General features: G+C 66.5%; 19 protein-coding genes. 10 read left to right on the top strand and 9 right to left on the bottom strand.

Features of this window, described 5'->3' with window-relative positions:
• The first annotated feature begins 2 nt into the window (after positions 1-2).
• A complete protein-coding gene (locus ACP15H_RS22630; protein ID WP_425069954.1) occupies positions 3-1,151 on the top strand; it encodes an AAA family ATPase in 1,149 nt (382 codons plus the stop codon).
• Positions 1,152-1,369: 218 nt separating this feature from the next.
• On the opposite strand, the gene hemF is transcribed toward ACP15H_RS22630, so the two are convergent.
• On the bottom strand, positions 1,370-2,296 hold the full coding sequence (gene hemF, locus ACP15H_RS22625) for an oxygen-dependent coproporphyrinogen oxidase (protein WP_425068389.1): 927 nt from the start codon (positions 2,294-2,296) through the stop codon (positions 1,370-1,372).
• Positions 2,293-2,751, bottom strand: coding sequence for a tRNA (cytidine(34)-2'-O)-methyltransferase (locus ACP15H_RS22620; protein ID WP_425068388.1), 459 nt, complete (start codon positions 2,749-2,751; stop codon positions 2,293-2,295). The genes hemF and ACP15H_RS22620 overlap by 4 nt, the downstream gene beginning before the upstream one ends.
• A 159-nt stretch (positions 2,752-2,910) precedes the next feature.
• On the opposite strand from ACP15H_RS22620, the gene petA reads away from it, so the two are divergent.
• Genes petA through ACP15H_RS22605 form a run of 3 tightly spaced genes read left to right on the top strand, consistent with a single transcriptional unit; the run spans position 2,911 to position 5,558 of the window.
• Positions 2,911-3,477, top strand: a complete 567-nt coding sequence (gene petA / locus ACP15H_RS22615) for a ubiquinol-cytochrome c reductase iron-sulfur subunit (protein ID WP_425068387.1) — start codon at positions 2,911-2,913, stop codon at positions 3,475-3,477.
• A gap of 42 nt (positions 3,478-3,519) precedes the next feature.
• On the top strand, positions 3,520-4,755 hold the full coding sequence (locus ACP15H_RS22610; RefSeq protein ID WP_425068386.1) for a cytochrome b: 1,236 nt from the start codon (positions 3,520-3,522) through the stop codon (positions 4,753-4,755).
• Positions 4,756-4,760: 5 nt separating this feature from the next.
• Positions 4,761-5,558, top strand: a complete 798-nt coding sequence (locus tag ACP15H_RS22605) for a cytochrome c1 (RefSeq protein WP_425068385.1) — start codon at positions 4,761-4,763, stop codon at positions 5,556-5,558.
• A gap of 27 nt (positions 5,559-5,585) precedes the next feature.
• On the opposite strand, the gene ACP15H_RS22600 is transcribed toward ACP15H_RS22605, so the two are convergent.
• The 3 genes from ACP15H_RS22600 to ACP15H_RS22590 form a co-directional block, all read right to left on the bottom strand.
• Positions 5,586-6,479 (bottom strand): HpcH/HpaI aldolase/citrate lyase family protein, encoded by an 894-nt coding sequence (locus ACP15H_RS22600; protein ID WP_425068384.1) that lies wholly within the window; start codon positions 6,477-6,479, stop codon positions 5,586-5,588.
• A complete protein-coding gene (locus ACP15H_RS22595) occupies positions 6,476-7,729 on the bottom strand; it encodes a CaiB/BaiF CoA transferase family protein (RefSeq protein ID WP_425068383.1) in 1,254 nt (417 codons plus the stop codon). Before ACP15H_RS22595 ends, ACP15H_RS22600 begins: the two co-directional genes overlap by 4 nt.
• Before the next feature lie 112 nt (positions 7,730-7,841).
• Positions 7,842-8,513, bottom strand: a complete 672-nt coding sequence (locus ACP15H_RS22590) for a dienelactone hydrolase family protein (RefSeq protein ID WP_425068382.1) — start codon at positions 8,511-8,513, stop codon at positions 7,842-7,844.
• Positions 8,514-8,580: 67 nt separating this feature from the next.
• Between ACP15H_RS22590 and ACP15H_RS22585 the strand changes: the two genes are divergently transcribed.
• Positions 8,581-9,204, top strand: coding sequence for an FMN-binding negative transcriptional regulator (locus tag ACP15H_RS22585; protein WP_425068381.1), 624 nt, complete (start codon positions 8,581-8,583; stop codon positions 9,202-9,204).
• A 3-nt stretch (positions 9,205-9,207) separates the two neighbouring features.
• On the opposite strand, the gene ACP15H_RS22580 is transcribed toward ACP15H_RS22585, so the two are convergent.
• Positions 9,208-10,974, bottom strand: a complete 1,767-nt coding sequence (locus ACP15H_RS22580) for a DUF4153 domain-containing protein (RefSeq protein ID WP_425068380.1) — start codon at positions 10,972-10,974, stop codon at positions 9,208-9,210.
• 219 nt (positions 10,975-11,193) lie between these two features.
• Here ACP15H_RS22580 and ACP15H_RS22575 point away from each other — a divergent pair, with 219 nt between their 5' ends.
• Genes ACP15H_RS22575 through ACP15H_RS22560 form a run of 4 tightly spaced genes read left to right on the top strand, consistent with a single transcriptional unit; the run spans position 11,194 to position 15,211 of the window.
• Positions 11,194-12,186: a Bug family tripartite tricarboxylate transporter substrate binding protein gene (locus ACP15H_RS22575; RefSeq protein ID WP_425068379.1), complete on the top strand. Its 993-nt coding sequence runs from the start codon at positions 11,194-11,196 to the stop codon at positions 12,184-12,186.
• 43 nt (positions 12,187-12,229) lie between these two features.
• A complete protein-coding gene (locus ACP15H_RS22570; protein WP_425068378.1) occupies positions 12,230-13,210 on the top strand; it encodes a tripartite tricarboxylate transporter substrate binding protein in 981 nt (326 codons plus the stop codon).
• Positions 13,211-13,212: 2 nt separating this feature from the next.
• Positions 13,213-13,698, top strand: coding sequence for a tripartite tricarboxylate transporter TctB family protein (locus ACP15H_RS22565; RefSeq protein ID WP_425068377.1), 486 nt, complete (start codon positions 13,213-13,215; stop codon positions 13,696-13,698).
• Positions 13,699-13,702: 4 nt separating this feature from the next.
• Positions 13,703-15,211 carry a tripartite tricarboxylate transporter permease gene (locus tag ACP15H_RS22560; RefSeq protein ID WP_425068376.1) on the top strand — a complete coding sequence of 503 codons (1,509 nt, stop codon included), beginning with the start codon at positions 13,703-13,705 and terminating at the stop codon, positions 15,209-15,211.
• Here ACP15H_RS22560 and ACP15H_RS22555 read toward each other — a convergent pair whose 3' ends face one another.
• Entirely contained in the window at positions 15,212-16,582 is a 1,371-nt protein-coding gene (locus ACP15H_RS22555) for an esterase-like activity of phytase family protein (protein ID WP_425068375.1), read from the bottom strand.
• Between the two features lie 155 nt (positions 16,583-16,737).
• On the opposite strand from ACP15H_RS22555, the gene ACP15H_RS22550 reads away from it, so the two are divergent.
• A complete protein-coding gene (locus ACP15H_RS22550) occupies positions 16,738-18,672 on the top strand; it encodes a PhoX family protein (RefSeq protein WP_425068374.1) in 1,935 nt (644 codons plus the stop codon).
• A 194-nt stretch (positions 18,673-18,866) separates the two neighbouring features.
• Here ACP15H_RS22550 and ychF read toward each other — a convergent pair whose 3' ends face one another.
• Complete coding sequence (gene ychF / locus ACP15H_RS22545) at positions 18,867-19,964, bottom strand: redox-regulated ATPase YchF (protein ID WP_425068373.1); 1,098 nt, start codon at positions 19,962-19,964, stop codon at positions 18,867-18,869.
• 3 nt (positions 19,965-19,967) lie between these two features.
• A complete protein-coding gene (pth, locus tag ACP15H_RS22540) occupies positions 19,968-20,609 on the bottom strand; it encodes an aminoacyl-tRNA hydrolase (protein WP_425068372.1) in 642 nt (213 codons plus the stop codon).
• Between the last annotated feature and the right edge of the window lie 15 nt (positions 20,610-20,624).

Genomic DNA, 20,624 nt, shown 5'->3' with positions numbered 1-20,624 from the left:
GTATCGTCTCGCGGCTGTGCATCTCCGGCTACCGCTCGCTGCGGGACGTCCGGCTGGAGATCGAGCCGCTCACGGTCGTCACCGGCGCCAACGGCAGCGGCAAGTCGAGCCTCTATCGCGCCCTGCGGCTGCTGGCCGATGTCGCGCAGGGGCGGATCATCCAGTCGCTGGCGCTCGAAGGCGGTATCTCCTCGGTGCTGTGGGCGGGGCCGGAGCAGTTCTCGCGCGGCATGAAGCGCGGCGAGCAGCCGGTCCAGGGCACGGTGCGCAAGTCGACGATCAGCCTGAAGCTGGGCTTTGCCTCGGAGTCCTACGGCTACGCGATCGATCTCGGCCTGCCGGTTCCCGGCGGCCTGTTCGGCCGCGATCCGGTGATCAAGACCGAGACTTTGTGGACCGGGCTCGTCCTGCAGCGCGCCAACGCCTTCGCCGAACGGCACGGCCCCTCGGTCACGCTGCGCGATCTCAACGGCGAGCGCCGACAGGCCTATACGCGGCTGCAGCCGTTCGACAGCATGCTGACCCATTGCGCCAACCCCGAGGATGGCGCGGAGCTTCTGGCGATGCGCGAGCAATTGCGCGACTGGCGGTTCTACGATCACTTCCGCACGGATAGCGACGCGCCGGCGCGCCGGCGCCAGGTCGGCACGCGCACGCCAGTCCTTGCAGGCGATGGCGCCGATCTGGCGGCGGCCATCGCCACGATCCAGGAGATCGGCAGCGAGGGGCAGCTCGAGGCGGCGGTCGCCGACGCCTTTCCGGGCGCGGCGGTCGATGTCGCCGTGAGCGACGGCTATTTCGAGGTCGAGATGCGCCAGCGCGGGCTGCTGCGGCCGCTGAAAGCCACCGAACTGTCGGATGGAACGCTGCGTTACCTGCTGCTGGCGGCGGCGCTGCTGTCGCCGCGGCCGCCGTCGCTGATGATCCTGAACGAGCCCGAAACCAGCCTCCATCCCGACCTGCTGGCGCCGCTCGCCCGGCTGATCGCCGACGCGGCCAAGCGATCGCAGATCATCGTAGTCTCGCACGCCGAGCGCCTCGTCTCAGCGCTCACCCAGGCGGGCGGGCGCCGGATCACGCTGGCGAAGGAACTGGGCGAGACTGTTGCCCAGGACGAAGACCGGCCGATGTGGAACTGGCCGGCGCGCTAAGAAATCCCGGCGTCCCGACCGAAGCGTCCCCTCGGAAGCCCTCGGGGCTGGCTCCGTCGCATCCTCGATATGGGTTTTTCAAAAGGACTGGCGAGTAGCCAGGCCGTCAAGGGGCGCCGCGGCACCGGATTCAGGGGGTGCGACTCTCATTTCGAATGTTTCATTTATTTCGTTTATTTCGTTTATTTGCCCCGCCACCCGCTCGATTCGACGGCCTGTCAGGGCCAGCGCACCTCGGGGGGTAGGGACATCAGGATCGCCTCGACATTGCCGCCGGTCATCAGGCCGAAGCGCGTGCCGCGATCGTGCAGCAGGTTGAACTCGACGTAGCGGCCGCGCCGCGCGAGCTGATGGGCGCGCTCGGCCTCGGTCCACGGCTCGTTCATGTGACGCCGCACCAGCTTGGGATAGATGTCGAGGAAGGTCTCGCCGACGGCGCGCGTGAAGGCGAAGTCGCGGGCATGGTCGCCGCTGTCGAGATAGTCGTAGAAGATGCCGCCGATGCCGCGCGGTTCGCCGCGATGGGGCAGGTAGAAGTATTCGTCGCACCATTCCTTGAAGTTCGGATGGTAGGCGGGATCGTGCGCGTCGCAGGTCGCGCGGAAGGCGGCGTGGAAATCCTGTGTATCGGGCTCGTGCGGCACCATCGGCGTCAGGTCGGCGCCGCCGCCGAACCAGCTGCGCGTCGTCACGATGTAGCGCGTGTTCATGTGCACCGCCGGCACCTTGGGCGACTGCATGTGCGCCACCAGCGAGATGCCGGCCGCGAAGAAGCGCGGGTCCTGCTGGGCGCCGGGAATCTGGCTGCGGAACTCGGGGCTGAACTCGCCGAACACCGTCGAGATGTTGACGCCGACCTTCTCGAACACGCGGCCGCGCATCAACGACATGGTGCCGCCGCCGTGATCCTCGCCGTTGGGACCTTTCTCGCGTTCCCAGCTCTTGCGCTCGAAGCGGCCGGGCGCCTTGTCGCGATGCGTTCCCTGCAGCTCGTCCTCGAGGCTTTCGAAGGCGGCGCAGATCCGGTCGCGGAGGCCCGCGAACCAGGTCGCGGCCTCTGCTTTCTGGCGGACGATGGTCGCCTCGTCGGGCAGGGGCGAGGGGCCGTTGGGGCCGGTGGCGGTGCGGGCGGGCTTGGCGGTCATGCGAGCTTTTCGAATCCCGAAGTCTGGCGAAGGGCCTCGCTCAATACCATCGCCGCGGCCAGGGCGACATTGAGCGACCTTGCCCCGGGCTGGAGCGGGATGCGGACCCGGGCGTCGGCCGCCTCGTGGACATCGGGCGGGACGCCCGCACTCTCCCGGCCCAGCAGCAGGATGTCGTCCGCCTGAAACCTGGCGTCCGGCAGGCGCTCGGCCCCCGCCGTGGTCAGCAGAACCAGCCGTCCGGGCGGCCGGTCCCGGCAGAAGGCGGCCCAGGAAGCGTGCCGGACGAGGGTGGCGAGGTCGTAGTAGTCCATGGCCGCCCGGCGGATTCGCTTGTCGTCCACCGGAAAACCGCAGGGCTCGATGACGTCCAGGGGCACGCCGAGGCCGGCCGACAGGCGGATGAAAGCCCCAAGATTTTGAGGGATATCGGGCTGAAACAGCGCCAGGCGCATGAACTCTCCATTCCGGTCCGCGTCGCGGAAGGCTCTTTATGCGGCACGCTGTCACAGAATGCCGCGCATCGGGCCTGCGACCAACAGAGCCTTGAAACAAAAGGGGCTTTCCCGGCTATATACCCGCCAATCTCCTCGGGGGGACGGAAGAGAGTAATCATGGCTGCTTCAAGCACATCGGCACACGGACACGGCGACCCGACTCGGCGCGACTTCCTGATGGTCGCGACGGGCGCTCTTGGCGCCGTCGGCGCCGCGGCCGTCGCGTGGCCCTTCATCAACAATCTCAACCCCGCCGCGGACACGCTGGCTTTGTCGACCGTCGAGGTGAACGTCACGCCGATCGCGGTCGGCCAGGCGGTCACCGTGAAGTGGCGCGGCAAGCCGGTGTTCATCCGGCACCGTACCGAGGCCGAGATCAAGGAAGCCGAGGCGGTGCCGATGGCGCAGCTCCCGGATCCGCAGACCGACAATGCGCGTGTCACCGACACCGCCAAGAAGGTCCGGCCCGAGTGGCTGATCATGATCGGCGTCTGCACCCATCTGGGCTGCGTGCCGCTCGGCAACAAGCCGGGCGACCCCAAGGGTGAGTTCGGCGGCTGGTTCTGCCCCTGCCACGGCTCGAGCTACGACACGTCGGGCCGCATCCGCAAAGGACCGGCGCCGAAGAACCTCGTGGTTCCGGACTACCTGTTCACTTCCGACTCGCTCGTTCGCATCGGCTGATCGACCCAGGTCGTCCGCCTCAGATCTCGCTGGAGTTCCAGAATGGCCTCGTCACACGGCACGCCGCCGGTCTTCAATAACAAGGTGATCGCCTGGGTCGATCACCGCCTGCCGATCTTCTCGTATATCGAGAAGGAATATCACACGTTCCCGACGCCACGGAATTTCAACTATTTCTGGAACTTCGGCGCGATCGCCACGGTGATGCTGGTCCTCATGATCGCCACCGGCATCGTGCTCGCGACCAACTACACGCCGCACGTGCTGATGGCCTTCGACGCCGTCGAGCGCATCGACCGTGACGTGCCGCAGGGCTGGCTGATCCGCGACCTGCACATGAACGGCGCGTCGTTCTTCTTCATCGCCGTCTATATCCACATCTTCCGCGGCATGTATTACGGCTCCTACAAGGCGCCGCGCGAACTGCTGTGGATCCTGGGCGTGGTCATCTTCCTGCTGATGATGGCGACGGCCTTCATGGGCTACGTGCTGCCGTGGGGCCAGATGAGCTTTTGGGGCGCCACCGTCATCACCAACCTGTTCTCGGCCATCCCCATCGTCGGCGAATCGATCGTCACCTGGCTGTGGGGCGGCTTCGCCGTCGACAACCCGACGCTCAACCGCTTCTTCGCGCTGCACTACCTGCTGCCGTTCATCATCGTGGCGGTCGTGGCGCTGCATGTGGTGGCGCTGCACATCCACGGCTCGAACAACCCGACCGGCATCGACCCGAAGGGCCCACAGGACACCGTCCCGTTCCATCCGTACTACACGATGAAGGACGGCTTCGGCGTGGTCTGCTTCCTGATCGTCTTCTCGGTGTTCGTCTTCTTCGCGCCGGACTACATGGGCCATCCCGACAACTACATCCCGGCCAATCCGATGGTCACGCCCGCGCACATCGTGCCGGAATGGTACTTCCTGCCGTTCTACGCGATCCTGCGCGCCATCCCCGACAAGCTGGGCGGCGTGCTGGCGATGTTCGGCGCCATCGCGGTGCTGTTCATCCTGCCGTGGCTCGACACCTCGCGCGTCCGGTCCTGCACGTTCCGGCCGATCTACAAGTGGTTCATGCTGTTCCTGGTGGTCGATGTGATCGTCCTGGGCATCTGCGGTTCCAAGCCGCCGGAAGGCTTCTGGGTGCCGCTGTCGCAGCTCGCGACCCTGTACTACTTCGCTCACTTCCTCGTCCTGCTGCCGATCCTGGGCAAGATCGAACGGCCGTTGCCATTGCCTGCCAGCATCGCCGACTCGGTGCTCAAGAAGAAGGCGGTCTAAGAGCCATGCGCAAGCCTTTCGCCCGCAATCTCCTGGTCTCCGGCGCCATCGCGCTGGCGGCCCTCGCCACCGGCACCGTCGCCATCGCGGCCGGCGGGACCGAGCATCCGCCGCACCGGCACTGGCACTTCCAGGGCCCGTTCGGCACCTACGATCGTGCCGCCGCCCAGCGTGGCTTCCAGGTCTACCAGGAAGTCTGCGCGGCCTGCCATTCGCTGTCGCTGATGTCCTATCGCAACCTGACCGACCTCGGCCTGACCGAGAACCAGGTGAAGGGTCTGATCAAGGACATCTCCGTCTCCGATCTGAACGACGAAGGCGCGCCGGCCGACCGTCCGGCCCGCCCGTCCGACCGCTTCAAGAAGCCGTTCCCCAATGAGGCCGCCGCGGCCGCCGCCAACAACGGCAAGGCCCCGCCCGACCTCAGCGTCATCGTCAAGGCGCGCGAGTTCGGTCCCGACTACATCTACGGAATCCTCACGGGTTACGTGCCGTACGACAAGCTGACGCCCGAGCAGATCAAGGAGTTCGACGTCAAGAAGGACGACAACTTCAACAAGTACTTCCCGGGCCACAAGATCGCCATGGCGCCGCCGCTGGCGGATGACAAGGTGACCTTCGCCGACGGCACCAAGGCCACGCTCGACCAGGAAGCCGCCGACGTGACCGAGTTCCTCGCCTGGGCTTCCGAGCCGCACATGGAAGACCGCAAGCGCACCGGCGTTCGCGTCATCCTGTTCCTGATCGCTCTTGCGGGCCTGATGTACGCCGTGAAGCGCATGGTGTGGGCCGACAAGCACTGACGCTTAGGGCGTTAGTGCCGCTTGGCGCTAACGCCTGAGGCGACGTTCGATCGCTTCGGCGCGCTCGATCAGCCGGCGGGCGCGAACGATCACCGGGATGTCGATCATCTTGCCGTCCACCGAGAACGAGCCGCGGCCCTCAGCCGCGGCTTTTTCGTCGGCCGCGATCAGCTTCCGCGCGTAGGCCACTTCATCGGCCGTCGGCGTGAAGGCCTCGTTCAGCGTTGCGACAAGGCCGGGATGGATGCAGGTCCCGCCCGAGAAGCCGAAGCGGCGCGCCCGCTCGGCGCTCTTCCTGTAGGCGGTCGGATCGGAATAGTCCGCGACCGTCCCCAGAATGCCGATCACCGGCACGCCCTGCGCCTGGGCCGCGAAGGCGACCATGCGCTTGGGCAGTTCGAGCGTCTCGTCGCCCGGCACCGAGCCGGTCTCCAGCGCGAAATCCTCGCCGCCCAGCATCATGGCGATGACGCGGGGCCCGCGCTCGGCGATGTCGTTCAGCTCGGTCAGTGCGCGCGGATGCTCGATCATGGCGGCGAAGCCGACGCTGCCCACGGGCATGCCGCGCTCGCGCTCGAGCTCGCTCACCACCTCGTCGAGCAGGCGCAGGTGTTGCACGCCCTCGGTCTTGGTGACGAACAGCGCCGAGAGGCCGGGCCGGACCGCCGCCTCGATGTCGGGGATCGCCAGCCGCAGAGGGCGGTTGATGCGCACCGCGACGTCGGCGCCGCCGCGCGCCACCTTCTTCATCGTTTCCGGCAGCATCGCCCGCGCTTCCGGTTTCTGCGCCGGCTGCACGCTGTCCTCGAGATCGACCAGCACGCAATCGGCGCCGCGCTCGTGCGCCTTGTCGATGAACTTCGGGACGTTGCCGGGAACGTAGAGGATCGAGCGCCAGACGGGCGGAACGGGCCGGTTCACTTCTTTTTCTTCCCCACGGTCTTGCCGTCCGAGATCGCGCCCGACGCGCAGAGCCTGTCGTACTCCTCCGCGCCCAGCATCGGCTTCAGCAGCGCCTCGTTGTGCTCACCCACCGTGGGCGCCGCGCTCTTCAGCGCGCCCGGCGTGCCGGACATGCGCGGCACGATCGGATGGGTCGGCAGCTCGCCCATGTCCGCATCCTCGATCTCGATCAGCGATTCGCGCTCCAGCACATAGTCGTCCTGCACGATCTGCGAGATGTCGTAGACCGGGCCGATGGTGACGCCGGCCTCGTCGAAATAGCGCAGGTTCTCGTCGAGATCGCGGGCACCCACGAACTCGCCGATGATGCGGTCGAGTTCGAGCCCGTTGCGCACCCGCTCGATGTTGGTCGCGAAGCGCGGATCCTCCTTCAGTTCCGGCCGGCCGATCTTGTCCAGTACGCGCATCGCCATGCCCTGCGTCGAGGCCGACAGGCACACCCAACTGCCGTCCTTGGTCTGGTAGACGTTGCGCGGCGCCGCGTTGGTCGAGCGGCTGCCGGTGCGCACCTTCACCTCGCCGGTCAGCCTGTGGTTGGCCGCCTGCGGTCCCAGCATCGAGAACAACGGATCGAACAGCGGCAGGTCGAGGACCTGGCCCTTGCCGCCGTTCATCTCGACCTCGCGCAGCGCCACCATCACGGCGCCGTAGCCGTTGAGGGCGGCCATGCAGTCGGCGAGATACATCGGCGGCAGGACCGGCTCGCGATCGGCGAAGCCGTTCATCGAGGCGAAACCGCTATAGCCCTCGATCAGCGTGCCGAAGCCCGGCTTGTGGCGATAGCGTCCGTCCTGGCCCCAGCCGGAGATGCGCAGGATCACCAGCTTCGGATTGATCGCGTGCAGCTCGGCCGGCGAGAGGCCCATGTCCTCCATGACGCCCGGCCGGAAGCTCTCGACCAGGATGGCGGCGGTCTTCGCCAGTTCGCGCACAATGGTGCGGCCGGCGTCGGAGCGCAGGTCGAGGGCGACACTCTTCTTGTTGCGGCTGTAGACCTTCCAGGCGGTTTCGACGCCCTTCACCCGCCACGAGCGCAACGTGTCGCCCTCGGGCGGCTCGATCTTGATGACCTCGGCGCCGAAGTCGGCAAGCTGAAGCGTCAGGACGTTGCCGGCGACGAGTCGCGACAGGTCGACGACGCGGACCCCGTTCAGGGGGCCGCGGGCGCCGGGAGTGAAGGATTTCTTGGCGGGACGTTTGGCGGGCATTTTTCAACGAAAATCCTGTCATCCCGAGCGCCGCGAGCGATCCCTGGCAGCGCCTCGAAAGGTCCCTCGCTCACGCTCGGGATGACAATGGTGGTGGGAACGGCGTCGTGCGTCAGCCGACGTGCTTGGCCATGAATTCCAGCGTGCGCTCCATCGCCTTCTTCGAGGCGGCCGCGTCGTAGCTGCCGCGCTCGTCGCAATGGAAGCCGTGGTCGGCGGGATAGTCGTAGATCGTGACGCCCGGATGCAGCTCGCGCAGCTCGTTCACGTGCGCCATCGGGATGTGCATGTCCTTGTCACCGAAATGCATGATCGTCGGCACGCCGGGCTTCTCGTCCCGGGCGCCGTAGATGCCGCCGCCATAATAGGCGATGGCGGCGTCGGGCTTGAGGCGCGTCGCCGCCAGCCAGGTGATGGTGCCGCCCCAGCAGAAGCCGGTCACGCCGACCTTCTTCGCGCCGCGCTTCTTCAGCTCCGCGATGGCGGCCTCGACGTCCTGCACGGCCTTTTCGGTGAAGCCGGGCGTCATGACGTAGCCCCGGCCCTCGGCAATCGTGTCCGGTGTATAGCCGAGCTCGATGCCGGGCTTGATGTGGTCGAAGAAGCACGGCGCGAGGGCCAGGTAGCCAACGGCTGCGAACTTGTCGGTCACGGCGCGGATGTGGTGGTTCACCCCGAAAATCTCCTGGATGACCACGATGGCGCCCTTCGGCGTGCCCGCCGGGGTGGCCAGGTAAGCGCCGATCTCGCCGGCGGCAGACTTAAGACGGATATCTTCGCCCATGAATAATCCTCCCTGTGTGGCAGGCATTGGACCATGGTAAGCCCGCGCCGTTCAAGGAATCCAAGCCATGTATCTTCCGAAGCATTTCGCAGGCGATGAAGCGGTCGGCCGTGAGGTCATGACGGCTCATAGCTGGGCTCTCCTGATGACGACCGACGAGACCGGTGCGCCCTTTGCCACCCATTTGTCGCTGCTCTGGCAGGACGACGGCAGCGAACACGGTTCGCTGATCGGCCACATCGCGCGCGCCAATCCGCACTGGAAGCTGTTTGAGCGGCCGGCCGAGTCGCTGGCCCTGTTCTGGGGGCCGCACGCCTATGTCTCGCCGACCTGGTACACGCCCGGCCCCAAGGTGCCGACCTGGAACTACGTCACCGTCCATGCCTATGGCCGGCCGGAGGTCGTCGAGGATACGCAGGGTGCGCTCGACGTGCTCGCGAAGCTCGCGGCCGCGTATGAAGGCGCCGATGCTTCGTCGTGGGGGCTGGATCGCCTGCCGCCGGGAAATGCCGAAGCGCAGGCGCGAGGCATCGTCGCCTTCCGCATGCCGCTCGCGCGCCTGCAGACCAAGCTCAAGCTCAGCCAGAACCGCGACCTGGAGGACGGGCAGCGCGTGATGCAGAAGCTCGCGGAAAGCGACAACCAGGACGCGCAGGCGACGGCCCACTGGATGAAGCGCGTCCTGCCGTAGCGATCAGCGGCGAGGACGCAAACAGGCGGTCGATACGACTTGCAGCCTCTCGCCTGCCACTTCCAGATCCTTGAAGCGCGGCTGTAGTGGCTGCACGTCGCCCGCTTTGAGGGCCTGACGCACCTCGGGGCAGAAGAGCTTCTGAAGGATCTGTCCGGCTGCGACCCACTGGCCTTCCGCGTCCTGCGCGAAGATCGTCACGCCGATGGGGTCTATGGTCACGATTTCGGGCCGGCCATCATCGACGAGATCCACCAGAAACGCGTCGCATGTATAGGTGGACTGGGTGAGGCAGGCCGGCAGGGCTGGGCCGCTTGGCGCACTTTTCCAGTCCTTCTCGAGGAAGGCTGCCGGCAGAGCCGTGCCAGCCGGCTTGGTGACCGTGATGTTCTTCGCGCGGGTTTCGGCGCTGGCCGGCGAGTTCGCCACGGCTCCAGGCTTCGGTGCCCTGGCGAGTTGCTCGATCCGCGCCGAGATCCTGGCGGCATTCGGTCCCTGCGGGTTGGTCTTCAGGCGTTCGTAGGCATCCTTCCCGTAACGGCCGCTGCTCCTTTCGAGGAAGGCTAAGTCGAACTTCTCCGGGGCGACGCGTCCCGATTCGAGGCGGGCGATCTGATCGTCCACCGATATGCGCGCCGGATCCGCGAGAGGCGTCAGCAGGGCCAGTAGGCCCGCGGCCGTCACGAACGCCGATGCGATGTTGGTCATCGGCAGGTACCGCAAGGCGGGGCCGGAGCGGAGAGCCGCCAGCGCATAGCCGATCGCATGCGAGGCCAGCATGACGATACAGGCCACGCCAATGACCCGCGGGGGAGTCCAGCCGTGTTGCTCGATGCGCAGGCCCAGCCCGATCGCGGCCAGGACCACCAGCGGCGCCAGCATGAGAGCGGCGAGGAACCGGGCGTAGCGCAGGACAGGAAATCTCTCCTCCTGCGAAATGCCGTCCTGGAAATGCGCGTTGATCAGGAGGATCAGCAGGCCCGAGGCAATGATGAGGCTCAGCGTGGCGCGCTTGGTGTTCCAGAGCGGGTCGAGGCCGGTGAAGAACAAGGCGACGAGGAAGCCGCCACCGATCAGGACCATGACGGGCAACAGCCACGCGAGCAGGTTCAACAGCAGCGAGCGTGCGCCCCGGACGAGGCCGGCCTGCGCATCGGTCAGGTGCAGCGCGGCGCTGCTGACGATGCAGGTCACCGGTATCCAGAACCAGCTTTTCGATATGGTCGTGGAGACGACATCGACATGGATCGCGTTGAACAGGGTGCCGGCGAGCCACAACAGGCCCCAGAACAGGCCGATGAACAGCGAGGCAAGCACGTATTGCGTGACGTGCTTCCAGGTGACCTCGAAGTAGGTCCGGAAAGTTGCGATAAGCCGCCGGTCGGAGTCTGCGCCGGTCACCAGCGCGTTCACGATGAACAGAAAGACCGGAATCGATGTGCTGAGGATCGTTGCCAGCGAGAACCAGCCCAGGCGATCCATCTCCTGATGGCCGGCATGGAATCCCAGGCCCGCGCTCACCAGGCCGATGACGACCGACCAGATGGCGAAAGTCGGCCAGCGAAGGTTGCCGATGCCGAGGACCATGAAGAAAGGTGTCATGCCGGCAGCCGTGGACAGTGCACGCAGGACGTCGGGTTGGTCGGCCGGCCAGCTCTTCTTGAGACCGGCCTCGTGAAGGAGATAGAGCGCGAGGCCCTGGACGATGCCGATGAGGAGGCGGGCCGCGGCGATCCGGTTGGCGTAAAAGAACTGCATTCTCTGATCCATGGGCGATTCACTACTGTCGCGTGTGCAATTCACCCTAGCACGTGCGGCGTGAAATCGGCGTCGCCTGGTCGACATATCCCGGCAAAGGCTCAACGCCAGCTTGCATGCAGGCGACGGCCCACTGGATGAAGCGCGTCCTGCCGTAACACAGGCTCTGCATTCTCTTTACATCGACCGGACCATCGGCCACTTTCCTGACCAACAAAAGGGAGGGAATGAATGACGGTGCGTCGTCGTGGTCTCATGAAGCGTGGTCTGGGAACCGTAGTCGCCGCCGGTGTCGGCATGCCGCTGTATCTGCCGGCCGCCCGCGCCCAGGCCTATCCCAGCAAGCCGATCACCTTCATCGTCCCGTGGCCCGCCGGCGGATCGAGCGACATCACGCTCCGCGCCATGTGCGAGCGCGCGAGCAAGGTGCTGGGCCAGCCCTTCCAGATCGACAACAAGGGCGGCGCTTCCGGCACGCTGGGACCGGCTACCATGGCCGCCACCGCACGGCCCGACGGCTACACCGTCTCGCAGCTTCCAATTTCCGTGTTCCGGCTGCCGGTGATGCAGAAGACGGCGTTCGATCCGTTGAAGGACTTCACCTACGTCTCGCATCTCAGCGGCTATACGTTCGGCGTCACGACGGCGGCCGACCAGCCCTACAAGACCTTCAAGGACGTGATCGAGTACGCCAAAGCCAATCCGGGCAAGGTGACCTACGGTACACCGGGCGCCGGCACCTCGCTTCACATCGGCATGGAGCGCATCGCGGCCGCCGCCGGCATCAAGTGGACCATGGTGCCGTTCAAGGGCGGTGCGGAAACCAACGCCGCCGTGCTCGGCAAGCACACGACCCTGCAGGCCGATTCGACCGGCTGGAAGCCGCTGGTCGATGCGGGCCAACTCCGCCTGCTCTGCGTCTGGACCGAGAAGCGCACCAAGAACTGGCCCGATGTGCCGACCCTCAAGGATCTCGGCTTCGACATGGTGTTCGATTCGCCGTTCGGCATGGGCGGCCCCAAGGGCATGGACCCGCTCGCCGTCAAGAAGCTCGACGAGGCCTTCAAGGTCGCGCTCGAGGACAAGGACGTCATCGCGACCCTGGAAAAGTACGACATGTCGCCGCGCTACATGCCGACGGCGGCCTACGACAAGTTCGCCCGCCAGCTCTATGCCGAAGAGAAGGCGGCGCTGGAGAAGCTCGGACTGGCCGCCAAGAGCTAGTCCGCCCGGAGAGAGCGGGGAAGAAACAACAAGGGAGGAGTTCATGCGTCGTCGTTCGTTCATCGCGGCGTCGGGTGCGGTCGCGTCCGCAGCCCTTGCGCCCGCCATTGGCCAGGCCCAGGGGGCCAAGGATTTTCCCAACAAGCCGATCACGCTGATCATGCCGTGGCCGGCCGGCAGCGGCGTCGACGTCTGGCATCGCGCGCTGGGCGACGCCGCGGCCAAGATCCTCGGCCAGCCGGTGGTGATCGACAACCGCACCGGCGGCTCGGGCACCAGCGGCCCGGCCAGCATGGCCGCGACCGCCAAGCCCGACGGCTACACGATCGCGCAGATGCCGGTGACGATCTTCCGCCTGCCGCACATGCAGAAGACGCCGTACGATCCGATGAAGGATTTCACCTGGATCCTCCACACCTCGGCCTACACGTTCGGCGTGGTCGTGCGGGCGGACTCGCAATTCAAGACCTTCCAGGACGTCATCGCCTTCGCCAAGGCCAACCCGGGCAAGTTCACCTACGCGACACCGGGCGCCGGCAGCTCGCTGCACATCGGCATGGAGCAGATCGCCCACAAGGCCGGCGTGAAGTTCACCCACGTGCCCTTCAAGGGCGGCCCTGAGGGATGGGCCGCGCTCGAGGGCGGCCACGTCATGGCCGATGCGGACGCAACCGGCTGGGCGCCGCTGGTCGATGCCGGCAAGTTCCGCCTGCTCTGCATCTGGACCGAGGAGCGCAGCCCGCGCTGGCCCGACGCGCCGACCTTGAAGGAGCTGGGCTACAACCTCACTCTCGACTCGCCGTTCGGGCTGGCCGGGCCGAAGGGCATGGATCCTGCCGTGGTGCAGAAGCTGCACGATGCCTTCAAGGCCGCGCTCGAAGATCCCAAGGTGGTCGAGCTGATGGCCAAGTACGACTATCCCAAGCGCTACATGAACACGGCGGACTACGCCAGGTTCGCCAAGCAGCAGTATGACGAGCAGCGCGAGGTCGTGGACCAGCTCGGGCTCGCCAAGAAGAGCTGAGCATGTTGCGTCGCGCTGAATTCTGGGGAGGCCTGTTCTGGCTGGGTGTCGGCGTGTTCGTCACCTGGCAGGGCTGGCTGCTCGAACTGGGCACCCTGCACGAGCCGGGCTCGGGCTTCGTCTTCTTCTGGCTCGGCCTCTTCATGTGCGCCCTGTCGCTGTCGATCACCCTGGCCGGCGCGCGCGGCGAGGGGCCCTTGCTGGCGGATCTCTGGCAGGGCGCGCGGTGGCGCAACGTCGTGATGGTGATCGCCGCCCTGATCGTCTTCGGTGTCCTGTTCCAGAAGCTGGGCTTCGTGCTCTGCAGCCTGGCGCTGCTGCTCTTCCTGATGACCTTCGTCGATCCGGTCGCGCCCCGGCTCTCGATCCCGATCTCCTTGGTCGCTTCGGTCGGGGTCTGGTACGTGCTGGAAAAGGTCCTGCTGGTGCAGCTTCCCAAGGGAAGCTGGCTCGAGGGCGTTCCCTACCTCTCCTGGCTGGCGGGCTGACGCGATGGACGTGCTTTCCGGTCTCTACCAGGGATTCGCGGTCGCCTTCGACCCGGTCAATCTCCTCTATTGTTTCATCGGCGTGTTCATCGGCACGCTGGTCGGCGTGCTGCCGGGCATCGGCCCGATCTCGGCCATGTCGCTGCTGCTGCCGGTCACGCTCTCGGGCTCGCCCGAGTCCGGCATCATCATGATGGCCGGCATCTACTACGGCTCGATGTATGGCGGTTCGACCACCGCCGTTCTCGTGAACATCCCGGGCGAGGCCGCTTCGGTCGTCACCTGCATCGACGGCCACGAGATGGCCAAGCGCGGCCGTGCCGGCCCGGCGCTCGGCATCTCCGCGCTGGGATCGTTCGTCGCCGGCACCTTCGCGATCGTGGCCCTCATGCTCGTGGCGCCGATGCTGGCGCAGGTCGCCGTGGCCTTCGGCCCGCCGGAATATTTCAGCCTGATGGTTCTCGGCCTCACCATCCTGTCGTTCCTGACGCAGGGCTCGATGGCGAAGGCGCTGCTGATGGCGGCGGTCGGCGTCGTGGTCGGCCTGATCGGCCTGGATCAGATCAACGCCATGCCGCGCCTTACCTTCGACCGCCTCGAACTGGTCGACGGCATCGGCCTCGTGCCGGTCGTGATGGGCCTGTTCGGCGTGGCCGAGATCCTGGCGAACATCGAGCAGCAGATTCGCCGCGACATCGTGCAATCGCGGATCGGCAGCCTGTGGCCCTCGCGCGAGGACCTGAAGGCGAGCGCCGGCCCCATCGGGCGCGGCACGCTGCTGGGCTTCCTGCTGGGCGTGCTGCCGGGTGGCGGCGCGGTGATCGCTTCCTTTGCGTCCTATGCGATGGAGAAGAAGCTGTCGCGCACGCCCGAGCGGTTCGGCAAGGGCGCCATCGAGGGAGTCGCGGGGCCCGAGGCCGCGAACAATGCGGCGGCCGGCGGCGCCTTCATTCCGCTGATGACGCTGGGCATTCCGCCCAACGTCATCATGGCGCTGCTGCTGGGTGCGTTCGTCATCCACGGGCTGCAGCCCGGGCCGCTGATGATGAGCCAGAACCCCAAGGTCTTCTGGGGCATCGTCGCCAGCATGTATGTCGGCAACATCATGCTGCTGGTGCTCAACATGCCGTTGATCGGCATGTGGGTTCAGGTGCTGAAGGCGCCCTACAGGATCCTGTTCCCGCTGATCCTGATGTTCTGCATCGTCGGCGTCTTCGCCTCGGGCAACGCCGTGTTCGATGTGTTCGTGATGATCGGCACCGGCCTGCTGGGCTATCTCATGCGCAAGTTCGGCTACGAGGCGGCGCCGTTGGTGCTGGCCTTCGTGCTGGGGCCGATGCTGGAGAACAACCTGCGCAAATCGCTGATCCTGAGCCAGGGGTCGTTCGAGATCTTCGTCGCGCGGCCGATCTCGGTCGCCTGCCTGGCGCTCGCGGCCTTCCTGCTGATCGCACCACTCCTTCCCGCGCTCCGCAAGAAGCGCGAGAAGGTGGCGCTCGACGTGACCGAGTAGCTACTTCGCCTTCAGGAGGTCGGTGACCTTCAGGAGGATCAGCTCGTTGTCGTCGGACTTGCCCAGCGCGCGGCCCGACGAGAAGGGCAGGTTGTTGTCGTTGCCGACGATGATGTGGTCGGCATCGACCAGGTCGACGTTCTCGATGGTGAAGAACGGGAAGGTGAGCTTGCCGTCCCTGGCGCCGGCGCGCGCGACCTTGTTCGGGTCCTGGATGTCCATCAGGTCGATATAGCCCACCTTCTTCACGAAGCCGTCGGCGTCGGCCTGACCCATGTCGATCTTGTAGATGCGCTTGAACTTGGCCGGCACGTTGAAGCAGTCGGCCTTCACCGCACCGTCCTTGCAGGCCTGGGCCGCATCGCCCTCGGTGTCGTCACGCTCGATGATCAGGCCGGTGCTGGCGTCGATCATGTTGAAGTCGCCGATGGCGTTGGCCGGCGCCTCGAGCGGGTACTTGAAGCTCTTGCCCGTGTACTCGCCCTTGGCCACGTCGAATTCGAGGATGCGCAGGAAGCGCTTGCCGTCCCTGGCTTCCATCTCGCCCGACTCGGTCACCAGCGGGCCTTCGAGCAGCGGGTAGAGGAATTTGCCGTCGGGCGACTGCGCCATGCCCTCGAAGCCCTTGCTGCGCCGGACCTCGAACTTCACCGGACCGGGCGCACCCGGCATCGTGACCGCCGGATGGTCGGGCGAGCGCACGACCTTGCCGTCGACCTTGGTCTCGAAGACCTGCACGACCTTGCCGCTCTTGTCGGTCTTGATCAGGTAGGGGCCGAACTCCTCGCCGAAGTACAGGAAGTCGCCGACCGGCTGCACCGATTCGAGATCGAAGTCGCCGCCGGTGAGATAGCGCTTGGGCGTGTTCTCGTTGACGATGCGGAACGGCACCTTGCGATCCGGGTCGCTGAGGAAGGTGGTCGAGACGCGCTCGACCGCGCCGCTCTTCCAGTCGGGCTTCACCACATGGAACATCAGCATCGAGTCGGGCGAGTTGGCCTTCGAGCCGAAGCCATTGTCGGTGATGGTGAGGAAGGTGCCGTCCTTCAGGTTCTTGATGCCGGACAGGCCCTGCACGGCCTGGCCCTTGAGCGGCAGGCTGAGGCCGGTCGGACGCGGCGCGGCCTTGTCGGAGAGGGCCGAGAAGGCCTGCACGCTCTCGGGCGTATCGACCCGCTGGCCGGTCGGGCCGGCATAGCGGCCGGAAATCTGCAGCTCCTGCGGCGCGTCGGCCGGGGCGGGCACGAGGGTCATGGCCGGCAGGATCGCATGGCCTTCCAGGGTGGCCGGGAACTTGGTCTGGGCAGAGGCGGGGAAAGCCGCGAGCAGAAGGGCAGTCGCGGACGCTGCAAACAGCAGATGTGTTTTCATGTTCATCTCTTCATGAGGTGTGACAGCTGCCTGCTACAGGCTTCGCGCTACGGTTTACTGACGGTCCTTGTGGAACGCGGTGCGGGGCGCGCAGAATCGTAACGGAAACGCCACTATTGCCCGCTACGCCAGACGTGCGTTTCCAGGAGTTCAAGATGGCCGCCGCACGAGATGACGACTACAGCGATCCCGACGATATCGGCGTGAATGCCAGCACCGAGCCGTCGATCGGCGAACTGATCGAGCGGCGCCTCAGCCGGCGCGACGCGCTGCGCGGCCTCGCCGGCGCCGGCCTCGCGGCCACGCTCGCGGGTCCGTTCGCCACGACGGATGCGCAGGCCCAGGCGAACGGTCCCTCGTCTCTCACCTTCAAGGAACTGGCCCATACGCTCGACGGCACGCAGCACGTCGCCGAGGGCTATGAGATGCAGGTGCTGATCCGCTGGGGCGATCCGATCATCGGCGGCGCCACGGGCTTCGACCCCGCCACCCTCACCGCGGCCGAACAGGAGAAGCGGTTCGGCTACAACAACGACTATCTCGGCCTCTATCCGCTGCCGGCCGGCAGCCGCAGCGGCGACCGCTTCCTGATGGTCGCCAACCACGAATACACCAACCCCAACCTGATGTTCGCCGGCCTGGGCAGCGGCCGCGATGCGGCGCTGAAGGCGACGAAGGATCAGGTCGCGGTCGAGATGGCATCGGTCGGCGGGGCGGTCATCGAGATCGCCCGCGACGGCGCCGGCTGGAAGGTCGTGCGCGACAGCAAGTTCGCGCGCCGCCTCACCGCCACGACGCCGATGGAGATTTCAGGGCCCGCCGCCGGGAACGACCGGCTCAAGACCTCGGCCGATCCTACGGGAACGCGCGTGCTGGGCACCTTCGGCAACTGCGCCGGCGGCAGCACGCCGTGGGGAACCTGGCTGACCTGCGAGGAGAATTTCCACTTCTACTTCGACGGCGACGCAGCGAGGCTGGCCGACACCGAACTCGGCAAGCGCTACGGCGTGGCGCGGGCGACCAACGCCTGGGGCCAGCACGTCGAGCGCTTCAACTTCGACAAGGAGCCGAACGAGCCCAACCGGTTCGGCTGGGTGGTCGAGATCGATCCCTACGAACCCGCCTCGCCGCCGGTCAAGCGCACCGCGCTGGGCCGCTTCAAGCACGAGGGTTGCACCTACGCGCTGGCCAAGGATGGCAGGGTGGTGCTGTACAGCGGCGACGACGAGCGTTTCGAATATGTCTACCGCTTCGTCACCGCGAAGCCGTGGAACCCCAACGATCGGGCCGCCAACAAGAACCTGCTGGACGAGGGCACGCTGTCCGTCGCGCGCTTCGAAGCCGACGGCAAGGTCGTGTGGCTGCCGCTGGTGCAGGGGCAGGGACCGCTCACGCCTGAGAACGGCTTCGCGACCCAAGGCGACGTTCTCGTGAAGACCCGCCTCGCCGCCGATCTCCTGAAGCCGACGCCGATGGACCGGCCGGAAGACATCGAGACCAATCCGGTCAACGGGCGGGTCTATGTCGTGCTGACCAACAACGGCCTGCGCAAGCCCGACCGGGTCGACAAGGCCAATCCGCGGGCGCCCAACGATCACGGCCACATAATCGAGATCGCACCGAAGGACGGCGACCATGCCGCACCGGAGGGCACGTGGTCGATCTTCCTGCTGGCCGGCAAGCCCGGCCAGGATGCCGGCGCCCGCTATCATCGCGCGACCTCGGAGAACGGCTGGCTGAGCTGCCCCGACAACATCGCCTTCGACAGCAAGGGGCGCATCTGGATCGCGACCGACGGCGGCCCTTCGGCCGCGGGCATTGCCGACGGGGTCTATGCCGCCGACACGGTGGGCTTCGGCCGGGCGCTGACGCGCTGCTTCTATCAGGCGCCCACGGGGGCCGAAGTCTGCGGGCCGATCTTCGCGCCGGACGACGGCACGCTGTTCCTCGCCATCCAGCATCCCGGCGAGGACCGCGGGTCGACTTACGAGAAGCCGTCGACGCGCTGGCCCGACTTCAAGGACGGCATGCCGCCGCGACCGTCGGTGATCGCGATCACGAAGAAGGGCGGGGGTGTCATCGGGAGTTGAGACTCATTGGAGCGCGCCACTCCAGTGGCGCTTATGCACCGTCAGTCCAATGAGATATGAGCGCCACTGGAGTGGCGCGCTCCGTTGAGAAGCTTCGCGCCTCTGTTCTTGTCTATTCTGCGCGGCGCGAGCTCTCGCGCTTGATGGCGAGCGCTGCCGCTCACCGGTTCAATGTGTGAAGCGCTGTAAGCGCTTCACACATTGAACCTGAAGTGAAACACATCGCCGTCCTTGACGGCGTATTCCTTGCCTTCGAGGCGGAGCTTGCCGGCGTCGCGGGCGCCGGCCTCGCCGTTCACCGTTACATAGTCGTCGAAGGCGATGGTCTCGGCGCGGATGAAGCCCTTCTCGAAATCCGTATGGATCACGCCGGCGGCCTGCGGCGCCGTGGCCGCGCGGCGCACGGTCCAGGCGCGGGCTTCCTTGGGGCCGACGGTGAAGAAGGTCACGAGGTCGAGCAGGGCGTAGCCCGCGCGCACGACGCGGGCGAGGCCGGTTTCCTCGAGGCCGAGCGACGAGAGGTAGTCGGCCTGGTCCTCGGCCGGAAGCTGCGCCACCTCGGCCTCGATCGCGGCCGAGATCACGACCGACGGCATGCCGCGCGACTTGGCGAAGGCCTCGGCCTTGGCGCTGTGCGCGTTGCCGGTCGCGGCCGAGCTTTCCTCGACGTTGAGCACGTACATCATCGGCTTGGCGGTGATGAGCTGGAGCCGCGCGAAGACGGCGCGCTCGTCATCCGTCAGCTTGGCTTCGCGGGCCGGTTTGCCGTCGCGCAGCGCGTCGAGCGCCTTCTTCACGACGGGAGCCTCGGCCGCGGCCTCCTTGTCGCCGCCCTTGGCCTTCTTCTCGAGATTGGGCAGGCGCTTTTCGAGACTGTCCATGTCGGCCAGCATCAGCTCGGTCTCGACGACCTCGGCGTCGCTCACCGGATCGACCTTGCCGCTCACGTGCGTGACGTCGCCATCCTCGAAGCAGCGCAGCACGTGGACGATCGCATCGACCTCGCGGATGTTGCCGAGGAACTGGTTGCCCAGCCCCTCGCCGCGCGACGCGCCCTTCACCAGGCCGGCAATGTCGACGAATTCGAGCTGGGTGTTGATGATCTTGGCCGAGCCGGCGATGGCCGCGAGCTTGTCGAGCCGCGGATCGGGCACGGCGACGCGGCCGACATTGGGCTCGATGGTGCAGAACGGATAGTTGGCCGCCTGCGCCGCCTGGGTGGCGGTCAGCGCATTGAACAGGGTCGACTTGCCGACGTTCGGCAGGCCGACGATTCCGCAATTGAAACCCATGGTCTACTCTTTGCTGTCCTTGGCGCCCCTGATGTCGAGGCGAGCCGGAAGGTCGGGAGGCGGCGCGAGATGCGCCACCCGGCTCATGTATTTCTCGTCGGCCTTGGCGCCGCCTTCGACCAGCAGCGCCGCTTCCTCGGCCAGCGCGTGCAGGACCTTAGGTAGCCAGCCGTCCTTCGGATCGCGCTCGTCGCGTTCGAAGTCGCGCAGCACCCAGTGCAGCACCAGGTCCTTGTGGCCGGGATGGCCGATGCCGATGCGGACGCGGCGATAGTCCTTGCCGACATGGGCGTCGATGTCGCGCAGGCCGTTGTGCCCGCCGGCGCCGCCGCCCTTCTTCATGCGCACCCGTCCCGGCGCGATGTCGAGTTCGTCGTGGAAGACGACCAGCCGGTCGAGCGGAACCTTGAGGAAGCGCACCGCCTCGCCCACGGCCTTGCTCGATTCGTTCATGAACGTCATGGGTTTCAGGGCGATGACACGCTCGCCGCCGAGATGGCCTTCGGCCACTTCGCCGTTGAAGCGCGCACGCCAGGGGGAGAAGACACGGCGGCGGACGATCTCGTCCACCGCCATGAATCCCACATTGTGCCGGTGCCCCGCATAGCGCGGCCCGGGATTGCCGAGCCCGACCAGCAGAAGCATCGACGGAGCCGAGCC

Source organism: Reyranella sp., from assembly GCF_965249915.1.
Classification (GTDB): Bacteria; Pseudomonadota; Alphaproteobacteria; order Reyranellales; family Reyranellaceae; genus Reyranella.
The sequence above is the reverse complement of the archived record's forward strand: the minus strand, read 5'-3'. Positions and strand labels throughout refer to the sequence as shown.